The sequence below is a fragment of the Microbaculum marinisediminis genome, from assembly GCF_025397915.1.
GTDB classification, from domain to species: domain Bacteria; phylum Pseudomonadota; class Alphaproteobacteria; order Rhizobiales; family Tepidamorphaceae; genus Microbaculum; species Microbaculum marinisediminis.
The window spans coordinates 56,154-80,239 of the sequence record NZ_JALIDZ010000014.1 but is presented as its reverse complement, the minus strand read 5'-3'; the positions used below and the strand labels follow the sequence as shown (position 1 = coordinate 80,239).

Here is a 24,086-nt window from a genome sequence, read left to right as displayed (position 1 = left end):
GTTCGGCGAGATTACCGGCTTCCGGGGCCGGTGTCGCGGTGGGAAAAGTGTTGATCGGGCGTCCCTTGGGCGTTTAGCTGCCGGCGCGGTTCGTGGCCGCCGCGCTTTCACGGCCCCAACTAACGCAGGATGCGCCGGTAGCATCGATGAGCGAGAGCATCAAGGTTCCGTTTTTCCGCCCTTCGATCGGCGAGGAGGAGATCGACGAGGTCGTGGCCACGCTTCGCGGCGGCTGGCTTACGACCGGTGACCGCGCGCGCCGGTTCGAGGAGGGCTTTTGCGCCTATCTGGGCGGCGATGTCGAGGCGATCGCCGTCAATTCGGCGACGGCGGGGCTTCATCTCGCGCTCGAGGCGCTTGGCATCGGCCCCGGCGACCAGGTCGTGGTACCGGACCTGACCTTCACCGCGAGCGCGGAGGTGGTGCGGTATCTCGGCGCCGAAGTCAGGCTCGTCGACGTCGATCCCGAGACCCTGTGCCTCGATCCGGCCGCCTTCGAAGCCGCCATCAACGAGCGCACGAAGGCGGTCATGCCGGTGCATTACGGCGGGCTCTCCTGCGATCTCGACCGGATTTCGGCGATTTGCACCCGGCACTGCATCGAAATCGTCGAGGACGCCGCCCACGCGCTGCCGACGCGCTGGCAGGGCCGGCTGATCGGGTCGCACGGCACGGCGGCGACGGTGTTCAGCTTCTACGCCAACAAGACGATCACCACCGGCGAGGGCGGCATGCTGGTGACGCCACGGCGGGACCTGGCGGAACGGGCGCGAATCATGCGGCTGCACGGCATCGACCGCGACGCCTTCGACCGCTTCCGCAAGCCCGGGGCCGGCTGGCGCTACGACATCGTCGCGCCGGGGTTCAAGTACAACCTGTCCGATCTCGCCGCCGCCGTCGGCGTGCGCCAGCTCGAAAAGACCGACGGCCTCTGCAAGAAGCGCGCGACCATCGCCGAGCGCTATCTCGACGCCTTCGCCGACCTGCCGGCGCGGCTGCCGGTGAGGGGCGAGCAGGGCGGGCATTCCTGGCATCTGTTCCCGATCCGCCTGAACGCGGATGCGCCGCTCGACCGCGACGCCTTCATCGCCCGGATGACCGAGCTGGGTATCGGCACCAGCATGCACTACGCGCCGCTGCACCGGATGACCTACTGGAAGGAGCGCTACGACCTGAAGCCGGAGGATTTCCCGGTTTCCGAGGACGCGTTCACCAACCTCGTCACGCTGCCACTTTTCCCGGACATGACGGAGGCCGAGATCGGGGCGGTGATCGGCGCGGTGCGCGACACGCTGACGGCCGGGCGGCGCGTTGCCGCCGGGGGCTAGGGCCGCCGTGGCGGACAATCCGGATCGCCGTTTCGTCGTCGTGCTGGGGGCCGCGCGCTCGGGCACCTCAATGCTGCGCGACCTGATCGCGGCGCATCCGCAGATCGCCGCCATTCCCTTCGACGTCAACCACATCTGGCGGATCGGCAACGACCGCCGGCCCAACGACGCGTTCGCGCCGGGCACCGCGACCCCGGCCGTGGCACGGCGGATCCGCGACCGGCTGACCGGCATCGCCCGCCGCAATGCCGGCGCGTCGTGGCCGCAGGTGCGGTTCGTCGTGGAAAAGACCGTCGGCAACGCGCTCAGGCCGGATTTCGTCGAGGCGGTGCTGCCGGACGCGCTCTACGTGCGGATCACGCGCGATCCGCGCCGCGTCATCGCGTCGACCATCGACGCCTGGAAGGCGCCGCCGGATACCGGCCATCTCCGGCGCAAGCTCCGGCTGTTCGGGCCGGCAGACCTCGGCTACATGGGCTGGTACGCGCTGAACGCGCTCAGCGGTCGCTTCGGCCACAAGCGCGGCCTGCACATGTGGGGCGCGCGCTATCCCGGCATTCGCACCGATCTCGAAACCGAGAGCCTGGAGACCGTCTGCGCCCGCCAGTGGCTCTCGTCGGTGCGCACGATCGATCGGTTTTTCGCGGATCTGCCGCCCGAGCGCGGGATTTCAGTCAACTACGAGGCACTCGTCGGCGGCCCCGAGGCGCTGCGGCGGATCTGGTCGTTCCTCGGCGTTGACGACGACGCGCTGGCGGCGCGTGTGTTCTCCGAGCGCGTCAGGGCGTCGGGCAATCGCCAATCGGCGCTGCCCGAGGCGATCGAGGGCGACACGCGGCGCGCCGTCGAGGCGCTGATCGCCGAATACGGCTACGGCTGAGGGGAAACGGTGCAGGATTTCACCAAACGCGCCTTCGATATCGCTGCGAGCCTGGCCGGGCTGATCGTGCTGTCGCCGGTGCTGGCCGCGATCTCGATCGCGATCCTGATCGATTCCGGCCGGCCGGTGCTGTTCAGCCAGGACCGGGTCGGGCTGCGGGGGCGGCTCTTCCGCATCCATAAGTTCCGCACCATGCGGCCCGTCGCGGGGCCGAAGATCACAGCGGGCGGCGATCCGCGCATCACCCGCGTCGGCGCGGTCCTGCGCCGCACCAAGCTTGACGAGCTGCCGCAGCTCTGGGACGTCCTGCGCGGGGCGATGTCGTTTGTCGGCCCCCGGCCGGAAGTCCCTGGAATGTTTGCGCATTATCCCGCCGAGGCACGCGAGCGGATCACCGCGGTGCGGCCCGGCATCACCGATCTCGCCACGCTCGAGTTCCGCGACGAGGAGGCGGTGCTCGCCGGCGCCGCCGATCCGGAGAAAACCTATCTCGAGGAGGTGGTGCCGAAGAAGATCGCGCTCTACCTCGACTATCTCGACCGGCGCAGCTTCGGCCTCGACCTGGCGATCATCGGCCGGACGATACGCGGGCTGTTCGGCTGACGGGGCCCGGTCGGCGGCGCCCGGCTGGCGGCGCGACACGGGCCCCTTGCAAGCCTCTAGCGGTGCTTGATGAACGTCCCGTCGTTCAGCTCGGAGACTGCCTGGCGCAGCTCGTCGCGGGTGTTCATGACGATGGGCCCGTACCAGGCGACCGGCTCCTTCAGCGGCTTGCCGGAGACCAGCAGGAAGCGAATGCCTTCGTCGCCGGCCTGGACGGTCACCTCGTCGCCGGAATCGAACAGCACCAGGGAGCGATTCCCGGTCTGCTCGCGTATGAGCACCTCGTTTTCGGGCGTGCCGCGCTCGGTCAGGACGCCGAACGGCTTCGACGCGTCGCGGAAGGTGCCCGAGCCCTCGAACACGTAGGCGAAGGCCTGCCGGTAGGTTTCCACCGGAAGCCGCTTGCGGACGCCGGCGGGCACGAACACGTCGAGATAGCGCGGATCGGCGGCGATGCCGTCGACGGGGCCGCGCTTGCCCCAGAAGTCACCGCAGACGACGCGCACGATGGTGCCGTCGTCGTCGATGATCTCGGGGATCGCGGCGGATTCGATGTCCTGATAGCGCGGCTCGGTCATCTTCAGCGACGAGGGCAGGTTGGCCCAGAGCTGGAAGCCGTGCATCTGCCCCTTGGCGTCACCCTTGGGCATCTCCTGGTGCATGATGCCGCTGCCGGCCGTCATCCACTGCACGTCGCCGGCGCCCAGCGTGCCCCGGTTGCCCAGGCTGTCGCCGTGGTCGACGGAACCCGAGAGAACGTAGGTGATCGTCTCGATGCCGCGATGGGGATGCCAGGGAAAGCCCTTGAGGTAATCCTCGGGCCGTTCGTTACGGAAATCGTCGAACAGCAGGAAGGGATCGAATTCGCTCGTGTTGCCGAAGCCGAAGGCGCGGTGCAGCTTGACACCGGCGCCCTCCATCGTCGGGCTTGCCTCGTGGATGCTCTTGACGGGGCGGATCGACATCGAAGACCTCCGGGGTGTTACTGGTCGGTACCGCCATAGATGGGGACGGAACGCCGGCTGTCCAGTCCCTAGGCCGTGCCCAGCTCCGCCCTGATCTCCGGCAGGGTCAACAAAAGGTCGACGACACCTTCCAGATCGAGCTGCTCGGTGTTGTGCGAGGTGTAGTCCTCGATCTCGGCGACGTCCGGGTTTCCTTCGGAGAAATAGGAGGCGTAGTCGAGGTCGCGCCCGTCCATGCGGATGCGCCAGTAGTCGCCCTGATCCTCGGCGCCCGCCAGCTCGTCGGCGGTCGCCAGCGTCTCGAACAGCTTCTCGCCGTGGCGGACGCCGATGGTGCGGATATCGACGTCGGCCTCGAACAGCGCCTTCATCGCCTCGGCCAGCGTGCCGATGGTGCAGGCCGGCGCCTTCTTGATGAACACGTCGCCGGGCTCGGCGTGGGTGAGGGCGTGCTCGACGAGGGCGACGGAATCGATCAGCGGCAGCAAAAACCGCGTCATCTGCGGATTGGTGACGGTGATCGGCCCGCCGTCGCGGAGCTGCTTCAGGAACAGCGGGATCACCGAGCCGCGCGAGTACATGACGTTGCCGTAGCGGACGCAGGCGACGACGGTGCCTTCGCCGTTGCGGCGGCGCGAGGCAGCCTGGACGAGCTTCTCCATCATCGCCTTGGACATGCCCATGGCGTTGATCGGCAGCACGGCCTTGTCGGTCGACAGGCACACGACCCGATCGACGTCATGCTTAATCGCCGCGTCGATGACGTTGGAGGAGCCGACCACGTTTGTGCGGACGGCTTCCATCGGGAAGAACTCGCAGGAGGGCACCTGCTTCAGCGCGGCGGCGTGAAACACCATGTCGGCGCCGGCCATCGCCATGTCGACGCTGCCTGGATCGCGCACGTCGCCGATATAGAACGACAGCCGCGGCTCGCGCAGCCGGTTGCGCATGGCGTCCTGCTTCTCCTCGTCGCGCGACAGGATGCGGATCTCGCCGGCGCCCTGCGCCAGCGCATGCCGCACCATGACCCCGCCGAAGGAGCCGGTGCCGCCGGTGATGAGGATGGTCTTGCCTTGCATATCAACGCCTTGTGCGGCTGCTCATGTGCCACAAGCGGACGCGGGGCGCAATTGAGAGGTTTCACGCGCCCTCGGCGCGCCACTGTACGGGGAGCGGCCGCCTAGGCGGCGAGGGTCATGGAATGGACCGAGAGCGGGTCCTGTTTGCCGGCGACCCGGATCAGTCGCGTCTCGCTGCCCGGATACCGTTCGGCAACGGCCCGGAACACGGTTTCGCCGATCAGCAGTTCGCCGGGTGCGGCGGCCGCCTGGATGCGGGCAGCGGTGTTGACCGGATCTCCGAGCGCGGTGAAGTCGAAGTAATCCTCGCGGCCGACATTACCGACGAAGGCCGTGCCGGCGTCGATGCCGATCCCCACGGGCAACAGCGGGGAATGGCGGCCGTCGTAGCCGAGCGCGCGCAGCAGATCCTTGCCGGCCTCGACCGCCTTTATCTTGAAGTCGGGACCCGAGAAGCCGGGAATGAAGAACGCCATCACCTCGTCGCCGATGAGCTTGTCCACCGTCGCGTCGTGACGGATCAGCACCTCGGTGGCGGTCACGTAGAACCGGTTCAGGATCTCGGCGAACCGCGCGGGGCCGAGCTTTTCGGCCAGTTCCGTCGAGCCGCGAACGTCGGCGAAGAGGATCGCGGTCTCGATCTCCGCCCCGCCCAGCGGCATCTTCTCGCAACACATGGTGCAGATGTGGGGGTTCTTCTTGGACGGACGGAAACCGAGCACGGCGCAGATGCGGCCGCCGACGCCGCCGAAGGGGTTGTGACAGATCTTGCAGCGCGGCGTGCCGGGCAGGAGATGCATCACGCGGCGCAGGTTCTTATGGAACGGGTGGCCCTCGCTCAGAACCTCCCGCCACGCCTCCAGTTTGGCTTCCTCGCCGGTGTTGGGTTGCGGTGACATGGCTGTTTCACCGCCTAATTACTAGCATGTTTCCGCGATCCGGTCACCACGTGCCTTGGCGCCACGGACGGGCCGGAGGCGCGCGGGCCAAGAGCGGTGGCTGGCGACCCAATCGCGTGTATTTCCCGCTGCGGCCCCTTGACTTTGCGCCCCTCACGCCGTCCTTTTCGCCGCCATGAGACGGACCGCCATCACCGGCGCTTTCAGCGATTGACCGGGAGGCAGGCGGTGCGCGTCGTTCTGTACATTCAACGCGCCGACACTTAACTAAGCCGGACGATATCGATCCGCCTTCTTCAAGATCGCGGCGACAGGCGCCTATCCCGTGACTGGCCACGGGCAGGCGCCTGAAACAGGAATCCCGAAAGACACGACATGACAGAGTTTGAAGGCGTCGTTCCGGCGCTCGGCGCTGCGCTCGAAAAGCGCGGCTATACTGCGTTAACGCCCGTGCAGACGGCCGTTCTGGCGCCTGAACTGAGCGGGGAGGACCTGCTGGTCTCGGCGCAGACGGGGTCCGGCAAGACCGTCGCGTTCGGTCTGGCCCTGGCACCGACGCTGCTCGAGGACGCCGACCGGTTCGACCAGCCGCAGGCCCCGCTGGCGCTTGTCGTCGCCCCGACCCGGGAACTGGCGATGCAGGTGGGGCGCGAGCTCGAATGGCTCTATGGCGAGACGGGCGCGCGGCTCGCCTCCTGTGTCGGCGGCATGGACTACCGGACCGAGCGGCGCGCGCTCGAACGCGGCGCCCATATCGTCGTCGGCACGCCGGGCCGCCTGTGCGACCATATCCGCCGCGGCTCGCTGGATACCTCCGCGCTGCGGGCGGTGGTGCTCGACGAGGCGGACGAGATGCTCGATCTCGGCTTCCGCGAGGACCTCGAGTTCATCCTGGAATCCGCGCCGTCGGAACGGCGCACGCTGCTGTTCTCGGCCACGGTGCCGCACACCATCGCCAAACTGGCCAAGACATTCCAGCGCGACGCGGTGCGCGTTACCACCACGGAAGAACAGGCGCAGCACCTGGACATCGAATACCGCGTGCATCCGGTCGCGTCCTACGACAAGGAAAACGCGATCATCAACGTGCTGCGCTTCCACGAGGCCACGAACGCCATCGTGTTCTGCGCGACGCGCGCCACCGTCACCCACCTGACCGCCCGGTTCAACAACCGCGGGTTCGCCGTGGTGGCGCTGTCGGGCGAACTGAGCCAGAACGAGCGGACGCACGCGCTGCAGGCCATGCGCGACGGGCGCGCCCGGGTGTGCATTGCCACGGACGTGGCCGCCCGCGGCATCGACCTGCCGAACCTCGAGCTCGTCATCCACGCCGACCTGCCGACGAACGCCGAAACCATGGTACATCGCAGCGGCCGGACAGGGCGGGCCGGGCGCAAGGGCGTCAGCGTCCTGATCGTGCCCAACAACCGGCGCCGGCAGGCCGAGCGCCTGCTGGCCAATGGCGGCATCGATGCGGACTGGTGCAAGCCGCCGACCGCCGACGAGGTGCGCCGGCGCGACGACGAGCGCCTGCTCGCCGACCCCTCCCTCGCAGACCCCGTGACGGAGGAGGAGCAGACGCTGGTTCAGGACCTGCTGGCGCGTCACGGCGCCGAACAGGTTGCCGCCGCCTTCCTGCGCCGCTGCCGCGCCGGTCACTCGGCCCCGGAGGAACTGGCCGAAATCGCCCCGCAGGACCTGAGAAAGCCGGAAAAGAGGGCACCGGAGGTGCCGAGACGGCCGCGCGAGGATTTCGACGACAGCGTGTGGTTCTCGCTGTCGATCGGGCGCCGGCAGCGCGCCGAGCCGCGTTGGATCCTGCCGATGGTGTGCCGTGCCGGCGGGATCACCAAGCGCGACGTCGGGGGGATCAAGCTGCAGGACGAGGCGACCTACATCCAGATCGCGGCGGAGAGCGCGGACGCCTTCGAGGCGGCGCTCGGCCCGGAGATGACGCTGGAGCGGAACGTCAGCGTGGCGCGCCTGGAGGGCATGCCGGACCTGACTCGCGCACCGCGGCCTGAGGCCGGGGACGAGTCCGAGGGGCGCTTCGACGACGAGCGGAAGCCCTATGCGCGGAAGGGGCCGCCCCGGGACAAGAAACCGTACGGCGACAGGAAGCCGCCCCGGGACAAGAAACCATACGGCGACAAGAAGCCGTATGGCGACAGGAAGCCCCACGGCGATCGGAAGCCGTATGGGGAGAAGCCGTTCTCCGATGAGACGACCGTCTCCGCGGAGACGAAACCCTACTGGGACCGGCCGCCGCGCAGCGACAAGAAGCCGTTCGACAAGAAGCCGTTCGACAAGAAACCGTACGAGAAGAAGCCGTTCGCAAAGAAGCCCTACGATCCCCGCGAACGCGACGACCGCGCGCAGGAGGACCACGGCGCCCCGAAACCGAAACGCGTTGACGATTCGGAACATCGCTCGGGCGACGAGCGGCCGGCGCGCAAGGGACCGAATCCCGCGCTCGATCCGAACTGGAAGCCCGGAAGGAAGGCGACCGGAAAGCCGGCGGGCAAGCGGCCCGGAAAACCCGGGGGCAAACCCGGGGGCAAACCCGGGGGCAAACCGGGTGGCAAACCGGGCGGAAAACCGGGTGGCAAGCCCGGTGCCGCGAAGGCGTTCCGGCCGAAGGGTGGCAAGGGCAGTGTGTCCGGCGGGACGTCCGGGGCCGGCGGGCTGAAGCGGAAGTCGGGGCCGGGCAAGCCGCGCTGATTGTGGCTCGTCGGGCGTGCGTCCCGGGTCCGCCGTCTTGACTCTGGGACGCCCACGCCGTCCTTTTCGCGCCATGAGAAAGATCGCCATCACCGGCGCGAAGGGCCTGATCGGCTGGCATGCGCGCGCCTGGCTGTCGGTACAGCCGGAAACACAGGTCGTGCGCGTGCCGAAAGCCGCGTGGACCGACGCTGAGTCGCTCGCCGGGCTGCTCGAAGGCTGCGACGCCGTCGTGCATCTGGCGGCGATGAATCGCGGCGCGGACGCGGAGATTCGCGAAACCAACGTGCGGCTCGCCCGGACGCTCGTGGACGCGCTCGACCGCCTCGGCGGAACGCCGCACGTGCTGCATTCGTCGTCGACGCTGGCCGAGCGCGACACCGGCACGCACGGGACCTATGGCCGGTCGAAGCGCGAGGCCTCGGAGATCCTGTCGGGATGGGCGGCGACGTCCGGTGGCGCCTTCACCGACATGATCCTGCCGAACGTGTTCGGCGAGGGCGGCAGGGCGTTCCACAACTCGGTGGTCTCGACCTTCTGCCACCTGCTGGCGACCGGCGGCGAGCCGAAGGTCGACGTCGACAACGAGATCGCGTTCCTGCATGCCCATCAGGTGGCCTGCGGAATTGGCGACCTGATCGCGCAGGGGGCCACGGAAGAGTGGCGGCCGTCAGGGACCCGGATCACGGTTTCGGCGCTGCTCGACACGCTGAAGGACATGGATTCGGGCTACCGCGCGCACTTCATTCCCGATCTGCGCGATCCCTTCGCCCGCGACCTGTTCAACACCTATCGCAGCTATCTCTATCCCGACCACTACCCGGTCGCGTTCGAGCGGCACACCGACCAGCGCGGCACGCTGGTCGAGGCGATCCGCGAGGGCAATGGCGGGCAGGTCCACTATTCCAACACGCACCCGGGCTTCACCCGCGGCGAGCACTTCCATTTCCGCAAGGTGGAGCGCTTCGTCGTCATCTCTGGCGAGGCGGAGATCGCGATCCGGCGCATCTGCGGCGCGGAGATCATGCGCTTCCGGGTCTCCGGCGAAAAACCCGTCTATGTCGATATGCCGACCTTGCATACCCACAACCTGACGAATACCGGGTCCGGCGACATGATCGCGATGTTCTGGTCAAACGAGCTCTACGACCCCGCCGCGCCGGACACCTACCGGGTGCCGGTCGAGTTGGAGGCGGCAGCCGGGGCGGAAACGACAGGCGGGGCGGGCAACGAGACCCCCGGAAAGGTGATCGCGCGATGAAAGTGATGACCATCCTCGGCACGCGGCCGGAGATCATCCGCCTGTCGCGCGTCATCGCCCGGCTCGACGAGGCGTGCGAGCACGTGCTGGTGCATACCGGCCAGAGCCACGACCGGACGCTGTCGGACGTATTCTTCGAGGACCTGGGCCTGCGCGCCCCGGACCACCATCTCGACGTCAAGTCGGACAGCCTCGGCGCCCAGCTCGGCAACATCCTGGCGGGCGCGGAGCGCGTGCTGACGGCGGAACGGCCCGACGCGCTGGTCGTGCTCGGGGACACCAATTCCGCGCTGTCGGCGATCATGGCCAAGCGCATGCGCGTGCCGGTCTATCACATGGAGGCGGGCAACCGCTGCTTCGACTGGAACGTGCCGGAAGAGATCAACCGGCGGATGATCGACCACATCGCGGACGTCAATCTGGTCTATACCGAGCATGCCCGCCGCAACCTGATCGCCGAGGGGCTTCCCGCCCGCCGCATCGCGCTGACCGGCTCGCCGATGCGCGAGGTGCTGGAGCATTACGCCGACCGGATCGAGGCCTCCGACGTGCTGTCGCGGCTGGAGATCGCGCCGCGCGACTATCTCGTCGCCAGCGTCCACCGCGAGGAGACCGTCGACAACCCGGCGCATCTTTCAAAGGTCGCCGAGACGCTGACGCGGCTGTCGGAGACCTTCGAACGGCCGGTGCTGGTGTCGACCCATCCGCGCCTGAAGCGGCGGCTGGAGGAGGCCGGCGGCACCGAGATCGGTGGCAACGATATCGGCGGCGTCCGCTTCCACGAACCGTTCGGGCTGCTCGACTACGTCAAGCTGCAGAAGAACGCCTTCTGCACGATCTCGGATTCCGGCACGCTGTCGGAGGAGGCGGCGATGCTCGGCTTTCCGGCGGTGTCGCTCCGGAACGCCACGGAGCGGCCGGAAGGCGTCGAGGCCGGGGCGATGCTCTTGACCGGGATCGACGCGCAGACCGTCGTCGACGCGGTGTCCTGGCAGACGGCGCGGTTCGCCGCCGGCGAGCGGCCGGTGTGCCCGCCCGACTACACGATCGCGGACACGTCGGCACGGGTCGTGTCGCTGGTGCTCGGCACCGCGGGCCTGATGCATCGCTGGGTCGGCATCGATCCGCGTCCCTCCTGATCGCGCGTCGGGGGGCGAGGTGAAGATCCTCATCATCTATCGGCACTACTGGCCGGACACGCCGCCGCTCGGCTCGATGCTGCGCACGCTGGCGGAGCACCTCGCCGGGCGCGGGCACCGAGTCTATGTCGTGACCGGCCAGCCCTCCTATCAGGGCCGGCAGGGAGAGACGCTGCCGAAACGCGAGTTCAAGGGCGGCGTGCGCATCATTCGCCTGCCACTTCTGCGGGAAACCGGCGGCTTCCTGCGCCGCCTTCTCAACGTGATCCTGTTCGAAAGCGCGGTGCTGTCCTACGCGGCGCGCCACCGGTTCAACCTGGTGTGGACCAACACGCTGCCGCCGATCGTCGGCGGGCTCTACGGGGTCCTGTCCGCGCGCGGGTCCGGCGCCCGCTTCCTCTATCACGTCCAGGACATCTATCCGGAGGTCTGGCGCTACGCCTCGGGCGAGACCCCGGGCGCGCTGAAGCGCTTCTGGATCCGGCTGCTGGCCTCCGTCGACTCGTGGACCTGCCGGCGCTCGGCCGCCGTCGTCGTCCTGTCCGACGACATGATGCGCACCATCGCCGACAGGGGCGGCAACGGGGCGGTTGCGTTCCACGTCGTCAACAACTTCGTCCAGGCCGAGCTGTCCGGCGACGAGCCGCCGCCGCAGCGGGACGACGCTGTCTTCCGGCTGGTGTTCTCCGGCAATCTGGGCCGCTTCCAGAACCTCGACCTGCTGGTCGAGGCGATGGCGCTGATCGGCCCGGACGAGGGGATCACGCTTCAGTTCATCGGCTCCGGCGTCGCCGAGGACAAGCTGCGCGAGACGGTAACGCGGCGCGGCCTCGCCCATGTCGGCTTCACCCCGCGGCTGCCCTCCAACGAGGCATTCCGGCTGACGCGCGCCGCCGATCTCGGCGTGATCTCGCTCGTTCCCGGCATGCACCGTGTCTCCTATCCGAGCAAGCTGATGACCTACATGGCCGCCGGCCTGCCGGTGCTGGCGCTGATGGAGACCGACAGCGCGCTGGCGCACTATCTCGACGACAACGATGCCGGCATCGCCGTTCAGGGCGACGCGGCGGCGGTCGCCGCTGCCATCCGCGCCGCGCGGGATCGTTTCGCGGCGGACCAGGGCCTCAAGCCCCGCATCGCGGCGCTCGCCGAGCGCGATTTCGGCCGCAAGGCCGCCTGCGAACGCTGGACGCACCTCATCGATACGTTCGTGTCGGATTGATGGGCCGTGCCCTTTCCAAACACTGGTCATGCCCGGGCGTGACCCGGGCATCTCGTGCCATACGCCGGAGATTGCCGGTTCAGGCCCGACAATGACGAGCGGAGTGATGCGGACGAGTATTCGCGGGCGCTGCTTTCCGCCTCTAGGGCAATTCCACGTGGAGGGGCCGAATGGGTCCCGGATCAGGTCCGGGACACGCGGCTTGTGTTTGTCGCTTCGGCCGTGCCCCATGACCAGAGGCGCGCCCTGGACTTGATCCGGGGCCCAGTGGGTGGTTGCCATGGGCTCCCCGCTGTCATGCCCGGACGTGTTCCGGGCATCCATGGCCATCGTCGCTGGTAACGGAACGCAGGCGTCGGTGTTCATGGATTGCCGGGACAAGCCCGACAATGACGAGCGGGGTGACGCGGACGAGCGTTCGCGGGCGCCGCTTTCCGCCTCCAGGGCAATCCCGCGCGGTTACGCCGAATGGGTCCCGGATCGGGTCCGGGACACGCGGCTTGTGTTTGTCGCTCAGGCCGTGCCCCATGAACAGAGGCGTGCCCTGGACTTGATCCAGGGCCCAATGGGCGGTTGCCGCGTGGCTCCCTATTGTCATGCCTGGGCCTGACCCGGCAATCCCGTCCCCTCTACTGCGCCGCTTCCGCCGTTTCCCCGACGCGTTCCACGCGGGCGGCGCAGAACTTGAACTCGGGGATCTTGCCAAAGGGATCGAGCTGCGGGTTGGTCAGCTTGTTGGCCGCCGCGTCCTCGAAGCAGAAGGGGATGAACAGCATGCCCTGCGGCACGTTTCGGTCGCGGCGCGCCTTCAGCTCGATCTCGCCGCGGCGGGTGGAGACCCTGACCGTGTCGCCGGCCTCTAGCCCCATGTCGCGCAGCTGGCGCGGGTTCATGGCAACGGTCGGCTCCGGCTCGATCGCTTCGAGGACGGAGGCGCGGCGGGTCATAGCGCCGGTGTGCCAGTGCTCCAGCAGGCGGCCGGTGGTGAGCACCATCGGATAGTCGGCGTCCGGCAGCTCGTCGGGCGGGACGATGTTTGTCGGGACGATCTTGGCCCGGCCGTCCTCTGTGGGGAAGGATTCGGCGAACAGGATCTCGCTGCCCGGGCCATCCTCGCTGTCGCACGGATAGGTGACGCAGCGCTCGCGCACCAGCCGGTCCCAGGTGATGTTGTTCAGCGACGGCATCACCTGGCTCATCTCGGCGAAGACCTGCGCCGGGCCCTCGTAGGCCCAGTCGAGGCCGAGCCGGCGGGCGATCTCCTGAACGGTGTGCCAGTCCGGCCGCGCCTGGCCGGGCGGAGCGACGACCGGCTCGCCGATCTGAACCTGCCGGTTGGTGTTGGTGAAGGTGCCCCACTTCTCGTAGTAGCTCGTCGCCGGCAGGATCACGTCGGCGTAATAGGCGGTCTCGGTCAGGAAGATGTCCTGGACGACGAGATGGTCCAGCTTGGCCAGCGCGGCGCGGGCATGGTTCTGGTCGGGGTCCGACATCGCCGGGTTCTCGCCCAGAACGTACATCGCCTTGATCTCGTCGGCGTGGATCGCGTCCATGATCTCGACGACGGTGAGGCCGGGTTCCGGATCGAGGTCCGTGCCCCAGAAATCCTCGAACAGGTTGCGGATCTCCGCCTTCGCGACCGACTGATAGTCGGGGTAGACCATCGGGATCAGCCCCGCGTCGGAAGCGCCCTGCACGTTGTTCTGGCCGCGCAGGGGATGCAGGCCGGTGCCCGGGCGGCCGACCTGGCCGGTGATCAGCGCGAGCTGGATCAGGCAGCGGGCGTTGTCGGTGCCGTGCACGTGCTGCGACACGCCCATGCCCCAGAAGATGATCGAGGCTTCGGAGCGGGCGTAGTCGCGCGCGACCTCGCGGATCACCTCGGCGGGAATGCCGCAGACCTCTTCCATCTTCTCCGGCGGGAACTGGCGAACATTGCGGACCAGCTCCTCGAAGCCGTGGGTGCGGGCGGCGACATACTGCCGGTCGTACAGGTTTTCCTCGATGATCGTGTGGATCATCGCGTTGAGCAGGGCGACGTCGGCGCCCGGCTTGAACTGCAGGTGGCGGGTGGCGTGGCGCGACAGCATCTGCCGGCGCGGATCCATGACGTAGAGCCGCTTGCCGGCTTTCGCCGCGTTCTTGATGAAGGTCGCCGCGACCGGGTGGTTCTCGGTCGGGTTGGCGCCGATGACGATGATGACCTCGGCGTCGGCGGCCGCGTTGAACGGCGCCGTCACCGCGCCGGTGCCGATCGCCTCCATGAGCGCGGCGACGGACGAGGCGTGGCACAGCCTGGTGCAGTGGTCGACATTGTTGGTGCCGAAGCCGACGCGCACCAGCTTCTGGAACAGATAGGCTTCCTCGTTCGAGCACTTGGCCGAGCCGAAGCCGGCCAGCGCCGAGGGGCCGTCTTGGTCGATCACCGTCTTCAGGCCGGCGGCGGCGCGGTCGAGGGCTTCTTCCCAGGTCGCCTCGCGGAAATGGGTGTAGGGATTGGCGGGATCGAGCCGCAGATCCGTGTCCTTCGGCGCGTCGTCGCGGCGGATCAGCGGCACGGTGAGCCGTTCGGGGCTGGACTGATAGTCGAAGCCGAAGCGGCCCTTGACGCAAAGTCGGTTCTGGTTCGCCGGGCCGGGCGCGCCGTCGGCATATAGGATCTTGCCGTCGGCGACGTGATAGTCGATCTGGCAGCCGACGCCGCAGAACGGGCAGCCGGACTGGATCGTTTCCTCTTCGAATGCGACGCGGACGCCGTCCTCGCCCAGCAGGCGCGCCTCCATCAGCGCGCCGGTCGGGCAGGCCTGCACGCACTCGCCGCAGGCGACACAGGTCGAGGCGCCCATCGGGTCGTCGAAATCGAACGAGATCCTGGCGTGGTGGCCGCGGCCGGACATGCCGATCACGTCGTTGACCTGCACCTCTCGGCAGGCGCGGACACACAGGTTGCAGTGGATGCAGGCGTCGAGATTGACCCGCATGGCCGGATGGCTGGGATCGGGCGCGGGCACCTCGGCGGGCGTATGTGCCGGAAACCGGCTCTCGGTGACGCCGATGCGCTCGGCCCAGGACCAGAGCTTCGACGAAGGATCGTGTGCGTCGGCCTTTGCCGGCTGATCGGCGATCAGCAGTTCCATCACCATCGCGCGCGCCGTCTCGGCGCGATCGGACGCGGTCTTCACCACCATGCCGGCGGCCGGCTTGCGCACGCAGGAAGCGGTTAGCGTGCGCTCGCCCTCGATCTCGACCATGCAGGCGCGGCAATTGCCGTCGGCGCGGTAGCCGGGCTCGGGCGCATAGCACAGGTGCGGAATGTCGGTGCCGAGCCGCTGGGCGACCTGCCAGATCGTCTCGTCGGACGCGGCCTCGACCTCGCGGCCGTCGAGGGTGAAGCGGACGTGTTCGGTCATGGCGTTGTCCTCAGCCAAAGAACTTGCGCACGGAGCGGATCGGGTTCGGGGCAGCCTGGCCGAGGCCGCAGATCGAGGCGTCGGCCATCGTCTGGCACAGCTCCTCGAGCAACGGATCGTCGAAACGGCCGGATTCCATCAGCTTGACCGCCTTTTCGCAGCCGGCGCGGCAGGGCGTGCACTGGCCGCAGCTCTCGTCCTCGAAGAACTTCAGGAGGTTGAGCGCGGCGTCGCGCACGTCGTCCTGGTCCGACAGGATCACCACGGCATGGGAGCCGACGAAGCAGCCGTACTTCTCCAGCTCGCCGAAATCGAGCGGCAGGTCGCCCATCGCGGCCGGTAGGATGCCGCCGGAGGCACCGCCGGGCAGGTAGGCGGCGAACGTGTGGCCGTCCGCCATGCCGCCGCAGTGCTCCTCGATCAGCGCGCGCACGGTGATGCCGGCGGGGGCGACCTTGACGCCGGGGCTCCTGACCCGGCCGGAAACGGAATAGGAGCGCGGCCCCTTGTGGCCGGGCTTGCCCTGAGCGGCGAACCACTCAGCCCCGTTCTTCAGGATCGGCGGCATCCAGTAGAGCGTCTCGATGTTGTGAACGAGGGTCGGCCGGCCGAAGGCGCCGACGGTCGCGACATAGGGCGGGCGGTGGCGCGGCAGGCCGCGCTTGCCCTCGATGGATTCGATCAGCGCCGATTCCTCGCCGCAGATATAGGCGCCGGCGCCGCGGCGCAGCTCGATATAGCCCGGCGCGGCAATTCCCGCGGCTTCGATCGCGGCAATCTCCCGACGCAGGATCTCGCGGGCGGCAGGATATTCGTCGCGCAGGTAGACATAGATGTGCTCGACTTCGACCGCATGGGCGGCGATCAGCATGCCTTCGAGGAACTGGTGGGGCCGCATCTCGAGGTAATACCGGTCCTTGATGGTGCCGGGCTCGCCCTCGTCGGCGTTGACGCACATCAGCCGGGGCGCGGGGGCGGAGCGGACGAAGTCCCATTTCTTCGCCGAGGGAAAGCCGGCGCCGCCGAGACCGCGCAGGCCGGATTCGGCGATCGTCGTCGACACGGCGTCGAAGGTCAGCGCGCCGGAGCGGACGCGCTCGAGTTCGCCGTAGCCGCCTTCGGACAGGTAGCCCTCGAGGACCTGGTAGTCCGGGATCACCGGGTGATGGTCCGCGGACGTCACGATATCGGCGACGGATTCCGGCGTGGCGTGGTCGACGTGGCGGTGGCCGACCTCGCAGACCGGCGCGTTGTCGCAGCGGCCCATGCAGGGGGCACGAACGACGCGGACAGCGGCCGGGTCGTGGTTCGCCGCCAGCGCTGAACACAGCGCCTCGGCGCCGGCCATCATGCAGGGCAGGGAATCGCACACCCGGATCGCCATCGGCGCGGGCGGCGCCTCGCCCTCCTTCACCACGTCGAAATGGGCGTAGAAGGTCGCGACCTCGTAGACCTCGGCCTGCGACAGCCGCATCTCGTCGGCAAGCGCCATCAGGTGGCCGGCGGCGAGGCAGCCGTATTCGTCCTGGATCAGGTGCAGATACTCGATCAGCAGGTCGCGGCGGCGCGGCCGGTCGCCGAGCAGCGCCAGCACCTGGTCCTGCGCCGTCGCGTCAAGCTCGCGGCCCTTGGGGCCGTAGCCGCGGCGGCGCTTGCCGGGGCCGTTTCCGCCATGGGGCCCACCATGGGGCCCACCACGGGGCATTGTCCGGTCTCTGGGGGGGCTCGCCTGGTCGTTCATGGCTCTCCGGGTCATCCGCCTGCCGTTGGATTGGGGCCGGGCGGGAAACTAGGTCCCGACCGGTCCGTCTTCCAGTCTGTGTGGTTTCGAATCGTCTAACGCGATCAGAACAGTCCGACGACGTTACCGGCTTCATCGAGCCGGATCGAATTGGCCGCCGGGACGCGCGGCAGGCCGGGCATGGTCATGATCTCGCCGGTGATCACCACGATGAACTCGGCGCCGGCCGATAGCCGGACCTCGCGGATCGCGACCACGTGGCCGGTCGGCGCGCCCTTGAGGTTGGGATCGGTCGAGAACGAGTACTGCGTCTTGGCCATGCAGATCGGGAAGTGGCCGAAGCCCTGGTCCTGAAGCTGCCTGAATTGGTCACGGACCGCCTTGTCGGCGACGATGTCCTCGGCGGCGTAGATCGAGCGGGCGATCGTACGCACCTTGTCCCACAGCGGCAGATCGTCGTCGTAGAGCGGGCGGAACTGCGAGCGTCCGGAATCGGACAGCTCCACCACCTTCTTCGCCAGCGCCTCGGTGCCCTTGCCGCCGTCGGCCCAGTGCGTGCACGGGATCGCCTCGACACCCAGCTCCGTGCAGTAGTCCTCCACCGCCCTGAACTCGGCCTCCGTGTCGGAGGTGAAGGCGTTGATGGCGACGACGGCCGGCACGCCGAACTGGCCGACATTGCGGATATGCCGGCCGAGATTGGCGAGGCCCTTCTTCACCGCGTCCACGTTCTCCTGGCCGAGATCCTCCTTCTTCACCCCGCCATGCATCTTCAGCGCCCGGATGGTGGCGACGATGACGGCGGCGGCGGGTTTGAGGCCGGCCTTGCGGCACTTGATGTCGAAGAACTTCTCGGCCCCCAGATCGGCGCCGAAACCGGCCTCCGTCACCACGAATTCGGCCAGCTTGAGCGCCGTGCGCGTGGCCAGCACGGTGTTGCAGCCGTGCGCGATATTGGCGAACGGCCCGCCATGGACGAAGGCGGGATTGTTCTCCAGCGTCTGCACCAGGTTCGGCATCAGCGCGTCCTTGAGCAGGACGGTCATGGCGCCGGCGGCCTCTATCTCCTTCGCGGTCACCGGCGTCTTGTCGCGGGTGTAGCCGACGACGATGTTGCCGAGGCGGCGCTCGAGGTCTTCCAGGTCCATCGCCAGGCACAGGATCGCCATCACTTCCGAGGCGACGGTGATGTCGAAGCCGGCCTCGCGCGGGAAGCCGTTGGCGACGCCGCCGAGAGAGCAGACGATCTCGCGCAGGGCCCGGTCGTTCATGTCGATGACGCGGCGCCAGGCGACGCGGCGCACGTCGATCGCGCAGCCGTTGCCCCAGTAGATGTGGTTGTCGACCAGCGCAGCCAGCAGGTTGTTGGCCGAGGTGATGGCGTGGAAGTCGCCGGTGAAATGGAGGTTGATGTCCTCCATCGGCACGACCTGGGCATGGCCGCCGCCGGCCGCGCCGCCCTTCATGCCGAAGCAGGGGCCGAGCGAGGGCTCGCGCAGGCACATGATGGCGTTCTTGCCGATGCGGTTGAGGCCGTCGCCGAGGCCCACCGTCGTCGTCGTCTTGCCTTCGCCGGCCGGCGTCGGGGTCATCGCCGTGACGAGGATCAGGTTGCCGTCGGGCCTGTCGGCCAGGCTTGAAATGTAATCCAGGGAAATCTTCGCCTTGTAGGGCCCGTATTGCAGAACGGCGTCGGTCGGGACGCCCAGCGTGCCGGCAATGTCCATGATTGGCTTCATGCTGGCCGCGCGGGCGATCTCGATATCAGACTTCATGATGGCTCCCCTGTGGTCGTTTTTTCGGCCTGACATGCCGTTACGGTGCCTGGCTTCTGAATTAGTACGCATCGATATGCCATTTGGGAGCGCGGAAGCGACGTTCGCAACCCCAAATGCGCCAGGCGATTGCGCGCAAGAGCCTAGTCTGGTAGCCCGCCAGCCAGGAGGCCCCCCAGGATATCCGCCGGGATGCCCGGGCGGGGCGTGTCGTATCCGCAATTGTCAGAGCGGCCCATGACTCAACGTATCGCCGTCGTCGGAACCGGCTATGTCGGCCTGGTCTGCGGCGCCTGCTTCGCCAAGCTCGGCCACAGCGTCGTCTGCGTCGATCGCGACGCCGACAAGGTGAAAGCGCTGCAAAGCGGCGTCGTCACGATCTTCGAACCCGGGCTCGAAACGCTGGTGTTCGACCAGATGTCGGCCGGCCGGCTGTCGTTCACGACCGATACCGCCGCGGCCGTGCGCGGCGCGGACCTCGTCTTCGTCGCCGTCGGCACCCCGCCGGAGCCGAAGACCGGCAATCCGGATCTCACCGCCGTCCTGGCGGTGACCGACGCGGTGGCCGACGCGGCCGAGGGCTTCACCTTGCTCGTCACCAAATCGACGGTTCCGGTCGGCACCGCGCGGCGCATCGAGAGCCGCATCGCCGGGCGGCGCGCCGGCGTCGATATCGCGGTCGCCTCCAATCCGGAGTTCCTGCGCGAGGGGGCGGCGGTCGCGGATTTCCTCGAGGCCGAGCGCATCGTCGTGGGCACCCGCGACAAGCGGGCGCTGGAGGCGCTGAAGGCGGTCTACGCGCCGCTGATCGAAAAGGGCTCGGTCCTGGTGGCGACGACGCCGGAGACGTCCGAACTGGTCAAGCACGCATCCAACGCCTTCCTGTCGACCAAGATCGCCTTCATCAACGAGATGGCGCGGCTGTGCGAGAAGGTCGGCGCCGACGTGGAGATGGTGGCGCACGGCATGGGGCTGGACGCGCGCATCGGTCCGGAGTTCCTCAAGCCCGGTCCCGGATACGGCGGTTCGTGCTTTCCCAAGGATGCCCTCGCACTGGTGAACGCGGCGCGGGACGCCGGGTCGCCGCTGTCCATCGTCGAGACGGTGCTGGCCGCCAACCAGTGGCACAAGCACGCCATGGTGACCAAGATCGGCGATGTCGTCGGCGGGCTGGACGGCAAGCGGATCGGCGTGCTCGGCATCGCGTTCAAGAGCGGCACGGACGACGTGCGCGAGGCCCCGTCGCTCACCATCATCGCCGAACTGGTCAAGGGCGGCGCGATCGTCACCGCCTACGATCCCGAGGCGATGGACAACGCCAGGCCGCTGCTGAACGGCATTTCCTACGCGGACGATGCGCTGGGCGTCGCCGATCAGGCGGACGCGGTGGTGATCCTGACCGAGTGGCCGGAATTCCGAACCCTCGACTTCGCGGCCATGCGCGCGCGCATGCGCCGCCCGGCGCTGATCGATCTGCGCAATGTGGTGAAGCCGGAAACGGCACGTGCGGCGGGCCTGGTGCTCTATCCGCTCGGCAAGCCGCCGCGGGCGTAGAAAAACCGGTTTCCATGGGCCTCGGGGCCTTATGCTCCCGGATCGGGTCCGGGACACGCGGCTTTCTTGGGAGCACCGGTCAAGCCACCCGAGCCAATGCGTGCGCCGGCCTTGATCCTCGGGGGCAAGCTGCGGCTGCGGTATCGATCGATGGCAGCGCCTAGTCGCCGTCGTCCGTGATCATCGATAGCGTCTCGCGCGTCATCCGGCTGTCGGGATCGGCGAGGTCGAGGATCAGGTCGAAATGATTTCGGGCCGACAGTTCGAAGGCCGTGCAGGGGAAATCGCGGGCCGTCCACGCATCGGCGAACTCTCGGCTCTGGCGCTTGAATTCGCTGGTCTCGCTTCCCGCCCACGACACCAGCAGCGGGCAACCGTTGCGCTCCGGCAGGTGCAGTATCGGGCTGTTGCGGGCGACGGCGTCCTCATCGAGCCTGAGCCATTCGTTGGGGACGCAGAGGCGCACGGGCTCCAGGTCGAAGAGGCCGCTGACGGCGAGCGCGCCCTTGATCACGTCGGGGCGAACCCCGAACGCGTCGTGCCAGTCGCCGCAGGTCAGCATGCCGACGAGATGGCCGCCGGCGGAATTGCCGCCGACGAAGATGCGGTCGCAATCGATGCCGAATTCGCGGCCGTTGGCGTAGATCCAGGCGATCGCGGCCCGGCACTGGCGCACGATCTCGTCGAGGCTGACGGCCGGGGCGAGGGCGTAGTTCAGCGCGACGACGGAGACGCCGGCGCGGGTGAAGACCTCGGCCATGAAGGCGGAGTCGTCCTTGGACAACAGCCGCCAGTAGCCGCCATGGATGAAGACGAAGACCGGCGCGTTCGGGCCGGCCGGGAATACGTCCATGGTCTCGGCGTCGCTCGGCCCGTAGGAGACGTCGAGGTGGCAGGGCAGGGTGGCGCGCATGTCCGCGGAGATGGCGGCGTAGCGCTCCAGAAAGGGATCGATCGAGGGCACCGTCGCGCGCGCGTCGTATTCGCGTTCCAGCGTCGCGCGGTCCATCCCCCTGTAGAGCTCGGGGCCGGGTGCCTTCGGCATGGTCAGTCAGACTCCGAGGTAGCGATGGGCGACATCGGGATCGGCGTCGAGCGCGGCGCTGTCGCCCGCCCACACGACGACGCCCTTCTCCATGATGAAGTGCCGATCGGCGATTCGCTTCAAGGCCGACAGGTTCTTGTCGATCACCAGGATCGACTGGCCGGCGGCCTTCAGCCGTTCGATGACGTTCCAGATCTCCTCGCGGATCAACGGGGCCAGGCCCTCCGTGGCCTCGTCCAGCACCAGGAGCTTCGGATTGGTCATCATGGCGCGGCCGATGGCGAGCATCTGCTGCTCGCCGCCCGAAAGCGAGCGGCCGAACTGGCTGTGGCGTTCGCCCAGCCGGGGGAACAGGTCGTAGATGGCGTCCAGCGACCAGGGATGGCCGCTGCCGGCCCGATTGGCGGCGGTTGCCACCAGGTTCTCGCGCACGGTGAGCGTCGGGAAGATCTGCCGGCCTTCCGGCACGAGCCCGATGCCGAGCCGTCCGATCCGGTGCGGCGGCAGCCCGGCGACCTCGCGGCCGTCGAAGGTCACGGAGCCGCGTCTGGGCGGGGTCAGCCCGAGGATCGAGCGCACCGTGGTGGTCTTGCCCATGCCGTTGCGGCCCATCAGCGTCACCACCTCGCCGGCATCGACCGCCAGGTCGACGCCGAACAGAACCTGGCTGCGGCCGTAGAAGGTCTCGACGCCGGACAGGGTCAGCATCACGCCGCCTCCTCGTCGCCGAGATAGGCTTCGCGCACGGCCGGGTTCTCGCGGATGTCGGCGGGCGTGCCGGTGGCGATGGAGCGGCCGTAGACGAGCACGGTGATGCGGTCGGCGAGCGCGAAGACGGCGTCCATGTCGTGCTCGATCAGCAGCATGGTGACGTCGCCGCGCAGTTTCGACAGCACCTCGACCACGAAGGCGCTCTCGTCGGGCCCCATGCCGGCCATCGGCTCGTCGAGAAGCAGCAGGCGGGGCTGCAGCACCAGCGCCATGGCCAGCTCCAGCCGGCGCTGCTGGCCGTGGGAGAGGGCATGGGCGGGGCGGCCGGCGGCATCGTCCAGCGCGACGTCGCGCAGCGCCGTCATGGCGATGTCGTTGAGCGTCCTGTCCCGGGCGACGGGGGCGAAGAAGTGGAACGAGTGCCCGGTGCGAGACTGGGCGGCGAGGGCGACGTTCTCCAGGGTCGTGAATTCCGGGAAGATCGAGGTGATCTGGAACGAGCGCACGAGGCCGATATGGGGGCGTTCGTAGGCGGACATGGCGGTGATGTCGCGGCCGTCGAACAGGATGCGGCCGGCATTGGGTGTCAGCTCGCCGGAGAGCTGGCTGACCAGCGTGGTCTTGCCGGCGCCGTTGGGGCCGATCAGGGCGTGGATCTCGCCTTCGGCCACCTCGAGGCTGAGGTCGTCGGTGGCGCGCAGGGCGCCGAAGGACTTGGCCAGGCCATCGACCCTGAGAAGCGGCTCAGTCATCGCCGGCCTCCTTCCGGAACAGCATGCCGTGGAGGCCGCGCTTGGCGAACAGCACGATCAGGATCAGCATCGGCCCGAACACGACGCGCCAGTGATCCTTCAGGAGGTCCATGTTCAGATCGCCGAAGATGACCGGCAGGTAGTCCTCCAGCATCAGGAAGGCGGCCGCCCCCAGGATCGGCCCGGTGAGCGTGCCGATGCCGCCGAGGATGACCATGATCATGATGTCGCCGGACTTGGTCCAGGCGAGGATGTCCGGGCTGACGAACTTGGTGTGGTTGGCCAGCAGCGCACCGGCCAGCCCCGCGCCGGCCCCGGCGATGACGAAGGCGACCAGCTTGTAGCGGTAGACGGGATAGCCGAGCATCACCATGCGCCGCTCGTTCTGCTTGATGCCCCGCAGGACACGGCCGAACCGCGAGGCGACGATGGCGCGGCACAACAGGAAGAACGCGACCAGGAAGCCGAGGCAGACGTAGTAGAAGGTGGTGTCGTTCTCGAGATCGATGAACGGCATCTCGCTGCGGCCCGCGAACATGAACAGGCCGTCGTCGCCGCCGTAGCGCTGCAGCGAGACGAAGAAGAAGAACAGCATCTGGGCGAACGCCAGCGTTATCATGATGAAGTAGACGCCGCTGGTCCTCAGGCAGAGCGCGCCCAGGGGCACCGCCACCAGCGCCGAGATCAGCACCGCGAGTGGCCAGACGAGGTGCCCGGACTCGGTGCCGGGCAGGCCGAACAGCGGCGAGCCGTCATAGGCGTGGAACGACAGGATCGCCACGACATAGGCGCCGATGCCGAGATAGGCGGCGTGGCCGAAGCTGACCAGGCCGCCGAAGCCGAGGATCAGGTCGAGCGAGATGGCGGCGATCGCGAAGATCAGGATGCGCGAGACGGTCGAGGTGAAATAGGCGTTGCCGAGCGCCTCGGCGATGAACGGGAAGGCGAGAAGCAGGATCAGGCCGGCGACCAGGAACGGCTTTTCGTATCGCATCGGCATG

Annotated in this window: 18 protein-coding genes; 8 read left to right on the top strand and 10 right to left on the bottom strand. The window is 68.2% G+C overall.

Annotation, left to right across the window (positions count from 1 at the left end; all coding sequences use genetic code 11):
* The first annotated feature begins 146 nt into the window (after positions 1-146).
* From MUB46_RS23115 to MUB46_RS23105, 3 genes are read left to right on the top strand one after another with little or no spacing between them, the layout of a single operon-like run.
* Positions 147-1,328, top strand: coding sequence for a DegT/DnrJ/EryC1/StrS family aminotransferase (locus MUB46_RS23115; RefSeq protein WP_261618335.1), 1,182 nt, complete (start codon positions 147-149; stop codon positions 1,326-1,328).
* Positions 1,329-1,335: 7 nt separating this feature from the next.
* Entirely contained in the window at positions 1,336-2,208 is an 873-nt protein-coding gene (locus MUB46_RS23110; protein ID WP_261618334.1) for a sulfotransferase family protein, read from the top strand.
* A gap of 9 nt (positions 2,209-2,217) precedes the next feature.
* Complete coding sequence (locus tag MUB46_RS23105) at positions 2,218-2,811, top strand: sugar transferase (RefSeq protein WP_261618333.1); 594 nt, start codon at positions 2,218-2,220, stop codon at positions 2,809-2,811.
* A gap of 56 nt (positions 2,812-2,867) precedes the next feature.
* Here the strand turns inward: MUB46_RS23105 and MUB46_RS23100 are convergent, their stop codons facing one another.
* The 3 genes from MUB46_RS23100 to MUB46_RS23090 form a co-directional block, all read right to left on the bottom strand.
* Positions 2,868-3,776, bottom strand: coding sequence for a pirin family protein (locus tag MUB46_RS23100; RefSeq protein WP_261618332.1), 909 nt, complete (start codon positions 3,774-3,776; stop codon positions 2,868-2,870).
* Between the two features lie 68 nt (positions 3,777-3,844).
* Positions 3,845-4,855, bottom strand: a complete 1,011-nt coding sequence (locus tag MUB46_RS23095; RefSeq protein ID WP_261618331.1) for a polysaccharide biosynthesis protein — start codon at positions 4,853-4,855, stop codon at positions 3,845-3,847.
* Positions 4,856-4,956: 101 nt separating this feature from the next.
* Complete coding sequence (locus MUB46_RS23090; RefSeq protein WP_261618330.1) at positions 4,957-5,754, bottom strand: adenylate/guanylate cyclase domain-containing protein; 798 nt, start codon at positions 5,752-5,754, stop codon at positions 4,957-4,959.
* A gap of 375 nt (positions 5,755-6,129) precedes the next feature.
* Between MUB46_RS23090 and MUB46_RS23085 the strand changes: the two genes are divergently transcribed.
* The 4 genes from MUB46_RS23085 (at position 6,130) to MUB46_RS23070 (ending at position 12,097) form a co-directional block, all read left to right on the top strand.
* Positions 6,130-8,475, top strand: coding sequence for a DEAD/DEAH box helicase (locus MUB46_RS23085; RefSeq protein ID WP_261618329.1), 2,346 nt, complete (start codon positions 6,130-6,132; stop codon positions 8,473-8,475).
* 73 nt (positions 8,476-8,548) lie between these two features.
* Complete coding sequence (locus MUB46_RS23080; RefSeq protein WP_261618328.1) at positions 8,549-9,736, top strand: polysaccharide biosynthesis C-terminal domain-containing protein; 1,188 nt, start codon at positions 8,549-8,551, stop codon at positions 9,734-9,736.
* Positions 9,733-10,875: a non-hydrolyzing UDP-N-acetylglucosamine 2-epimerase gene (wecB, locus tag MUB46_RS23075; protein WP_261618327.1), complete on the top strand. Its 1,143-nt coding sequence runs from the start codon at positions 9,733-9,735 to the stop codon at positions 10,873-10,875. Before MUB46_RS23080 ends, wecB begins: the two co-directional genes overlap by 4 nt.
* Positions 10,876-10,894: 19 nt before the next feature.
* Positions 10,895-12,097 carry a glycosyltransferase family 4 protein gene (locus MUB46_RS23070; RefSeq protein WP_261618326.1) on the top strand — a complete coding sequence of 401 codons (1,203 nt, stop codon included), beginning with the start codon at positions 10,895-10,897 and terminating at the stop codon, positions 12,095-12,097.
* Positions 12,098-12,726: 629 nt separating this feature from the next.
* Here MUB46_RS23070 and fdhF read toward each other — a convergent pair.
* The 3 genes from fdhF to MUB46_RS23055 all read right to left on the bottom strand — a co-directional run bounded on the left by fdhF (position 12,727) and on the right by MUB46_RS23055 (position 19,023).
* Positions 12,727-15,507: a formate dehydrogenase subunit alpha gene (gene fdhF, locus MUB46_RS23065; RefSeq protein WP_261618325.1), complete on the bottom strand. Its 2,781-nt coding sequence runs from the start codon at positions 15,505-15,507 to the stop codon at positions 12,727-12,729.
* A gap of 10 nt (positions 15,508-15,517) precedes the next feature.
* A complete protein-coding gene (locus MUB46_RS23060; protein WP_261618324.1) occupies positions 15,518-17,212 on the bottom strand; it encodes an NAD(P)H-dependent oxidoreductase subunit E in 1,695 nt (564 codons plus the stop codon).
* A gap of 140 nt (positions 17,213-17,352) precedes the next feature.
* Complete coding sequence (locus MUB46_RS23055) at positions 17,353-19,023, bottom strand: formate--tetrahydrofolate ligase (protein WP_261618323.1); 1,671 nt, start codon at positions 19,021-19,023, stop codon at positions 17,353-17,355.
* Positions 19,024-19,260: 237 nt separating this feature from the next.
* Between MUB46_RS23055 and MUB46_RS23050 the strand changes: the two genes are divergently transcribed.
* Positions 19,261-20,577 (top strand): UDP-glucose dehydrogenase family protein, encoded by a 1,317-nt coding sequence (locus MUB46_RS23050; protein ID WP_261618322.1) that lies wholly within the window; start codon positions 19,261-19,263, stop codon positions 20,575-20,577.
* Positions 20,578-20,737: 160 nt separating this feature from the next.
* Here the strand turns inward: MUB46_RS23050 and MUB46_RS23045 are convergent, their stop codons facing one another.
* Genes MUB46_RS23045 through MUB46_RS23030 form a run of 4 tightly spaced genes read right to left on the bottom strand, consistent with a single transcriptional unit; the run spans position 20,738 to position 24,085 of the window.
* Positions 20,738-21,622, bottom strand: coding sequence for an alpha/beta hydrolase (locus MUB46_RS23045; RefSeq protein ID WP_261618321.1), 885 nt, complete (start codon positions 21,620-21,622; stop codon positions 20,738-20,740).
* Between the two features lie 6 nt (positions 21,623-21,628).
* Positions 21,629-22,330, bottom strand: coding sequence for an ABC transporter ATP-binding protein (locus tag MUB46_RS23040; protein ID WP_261618320.1), 702 nt, complete (start codon positions 22,328-22,330; stop codon positions 21,629-21,631).
* Entirely contained in the window at positions 22,330-23,085 is a 756-nt protein-coding gene (locus tag MUB46_RS23035) for an ABC transporter ATP-binding protein (RefSeq protein ID WP_261618319.1), read from the bottom strand. The genes MUB46_RS23040 and MUB46_RS23035 overlap by 1 nt, the downstream gene beginning before the upstream one ends.
* Positions 23,078-24,085 (bottom strand): branched-chain amino acid ABC transporter permease, encoded by a 1,008-nt coding sequence (locus tag MUB46_RS23030; RefSeq protein ID WP_261618318.1) that lies wholly within the window; start codon positions 24,083-24,085, stop codon positions 23,078-23,080. Before MUB46_RS23030 ends, MUB46_RS23035 begins: the two co-directional genes overlap by 8 nt.
* Position 24,086 lies beyond the last annotated feature (1 nt).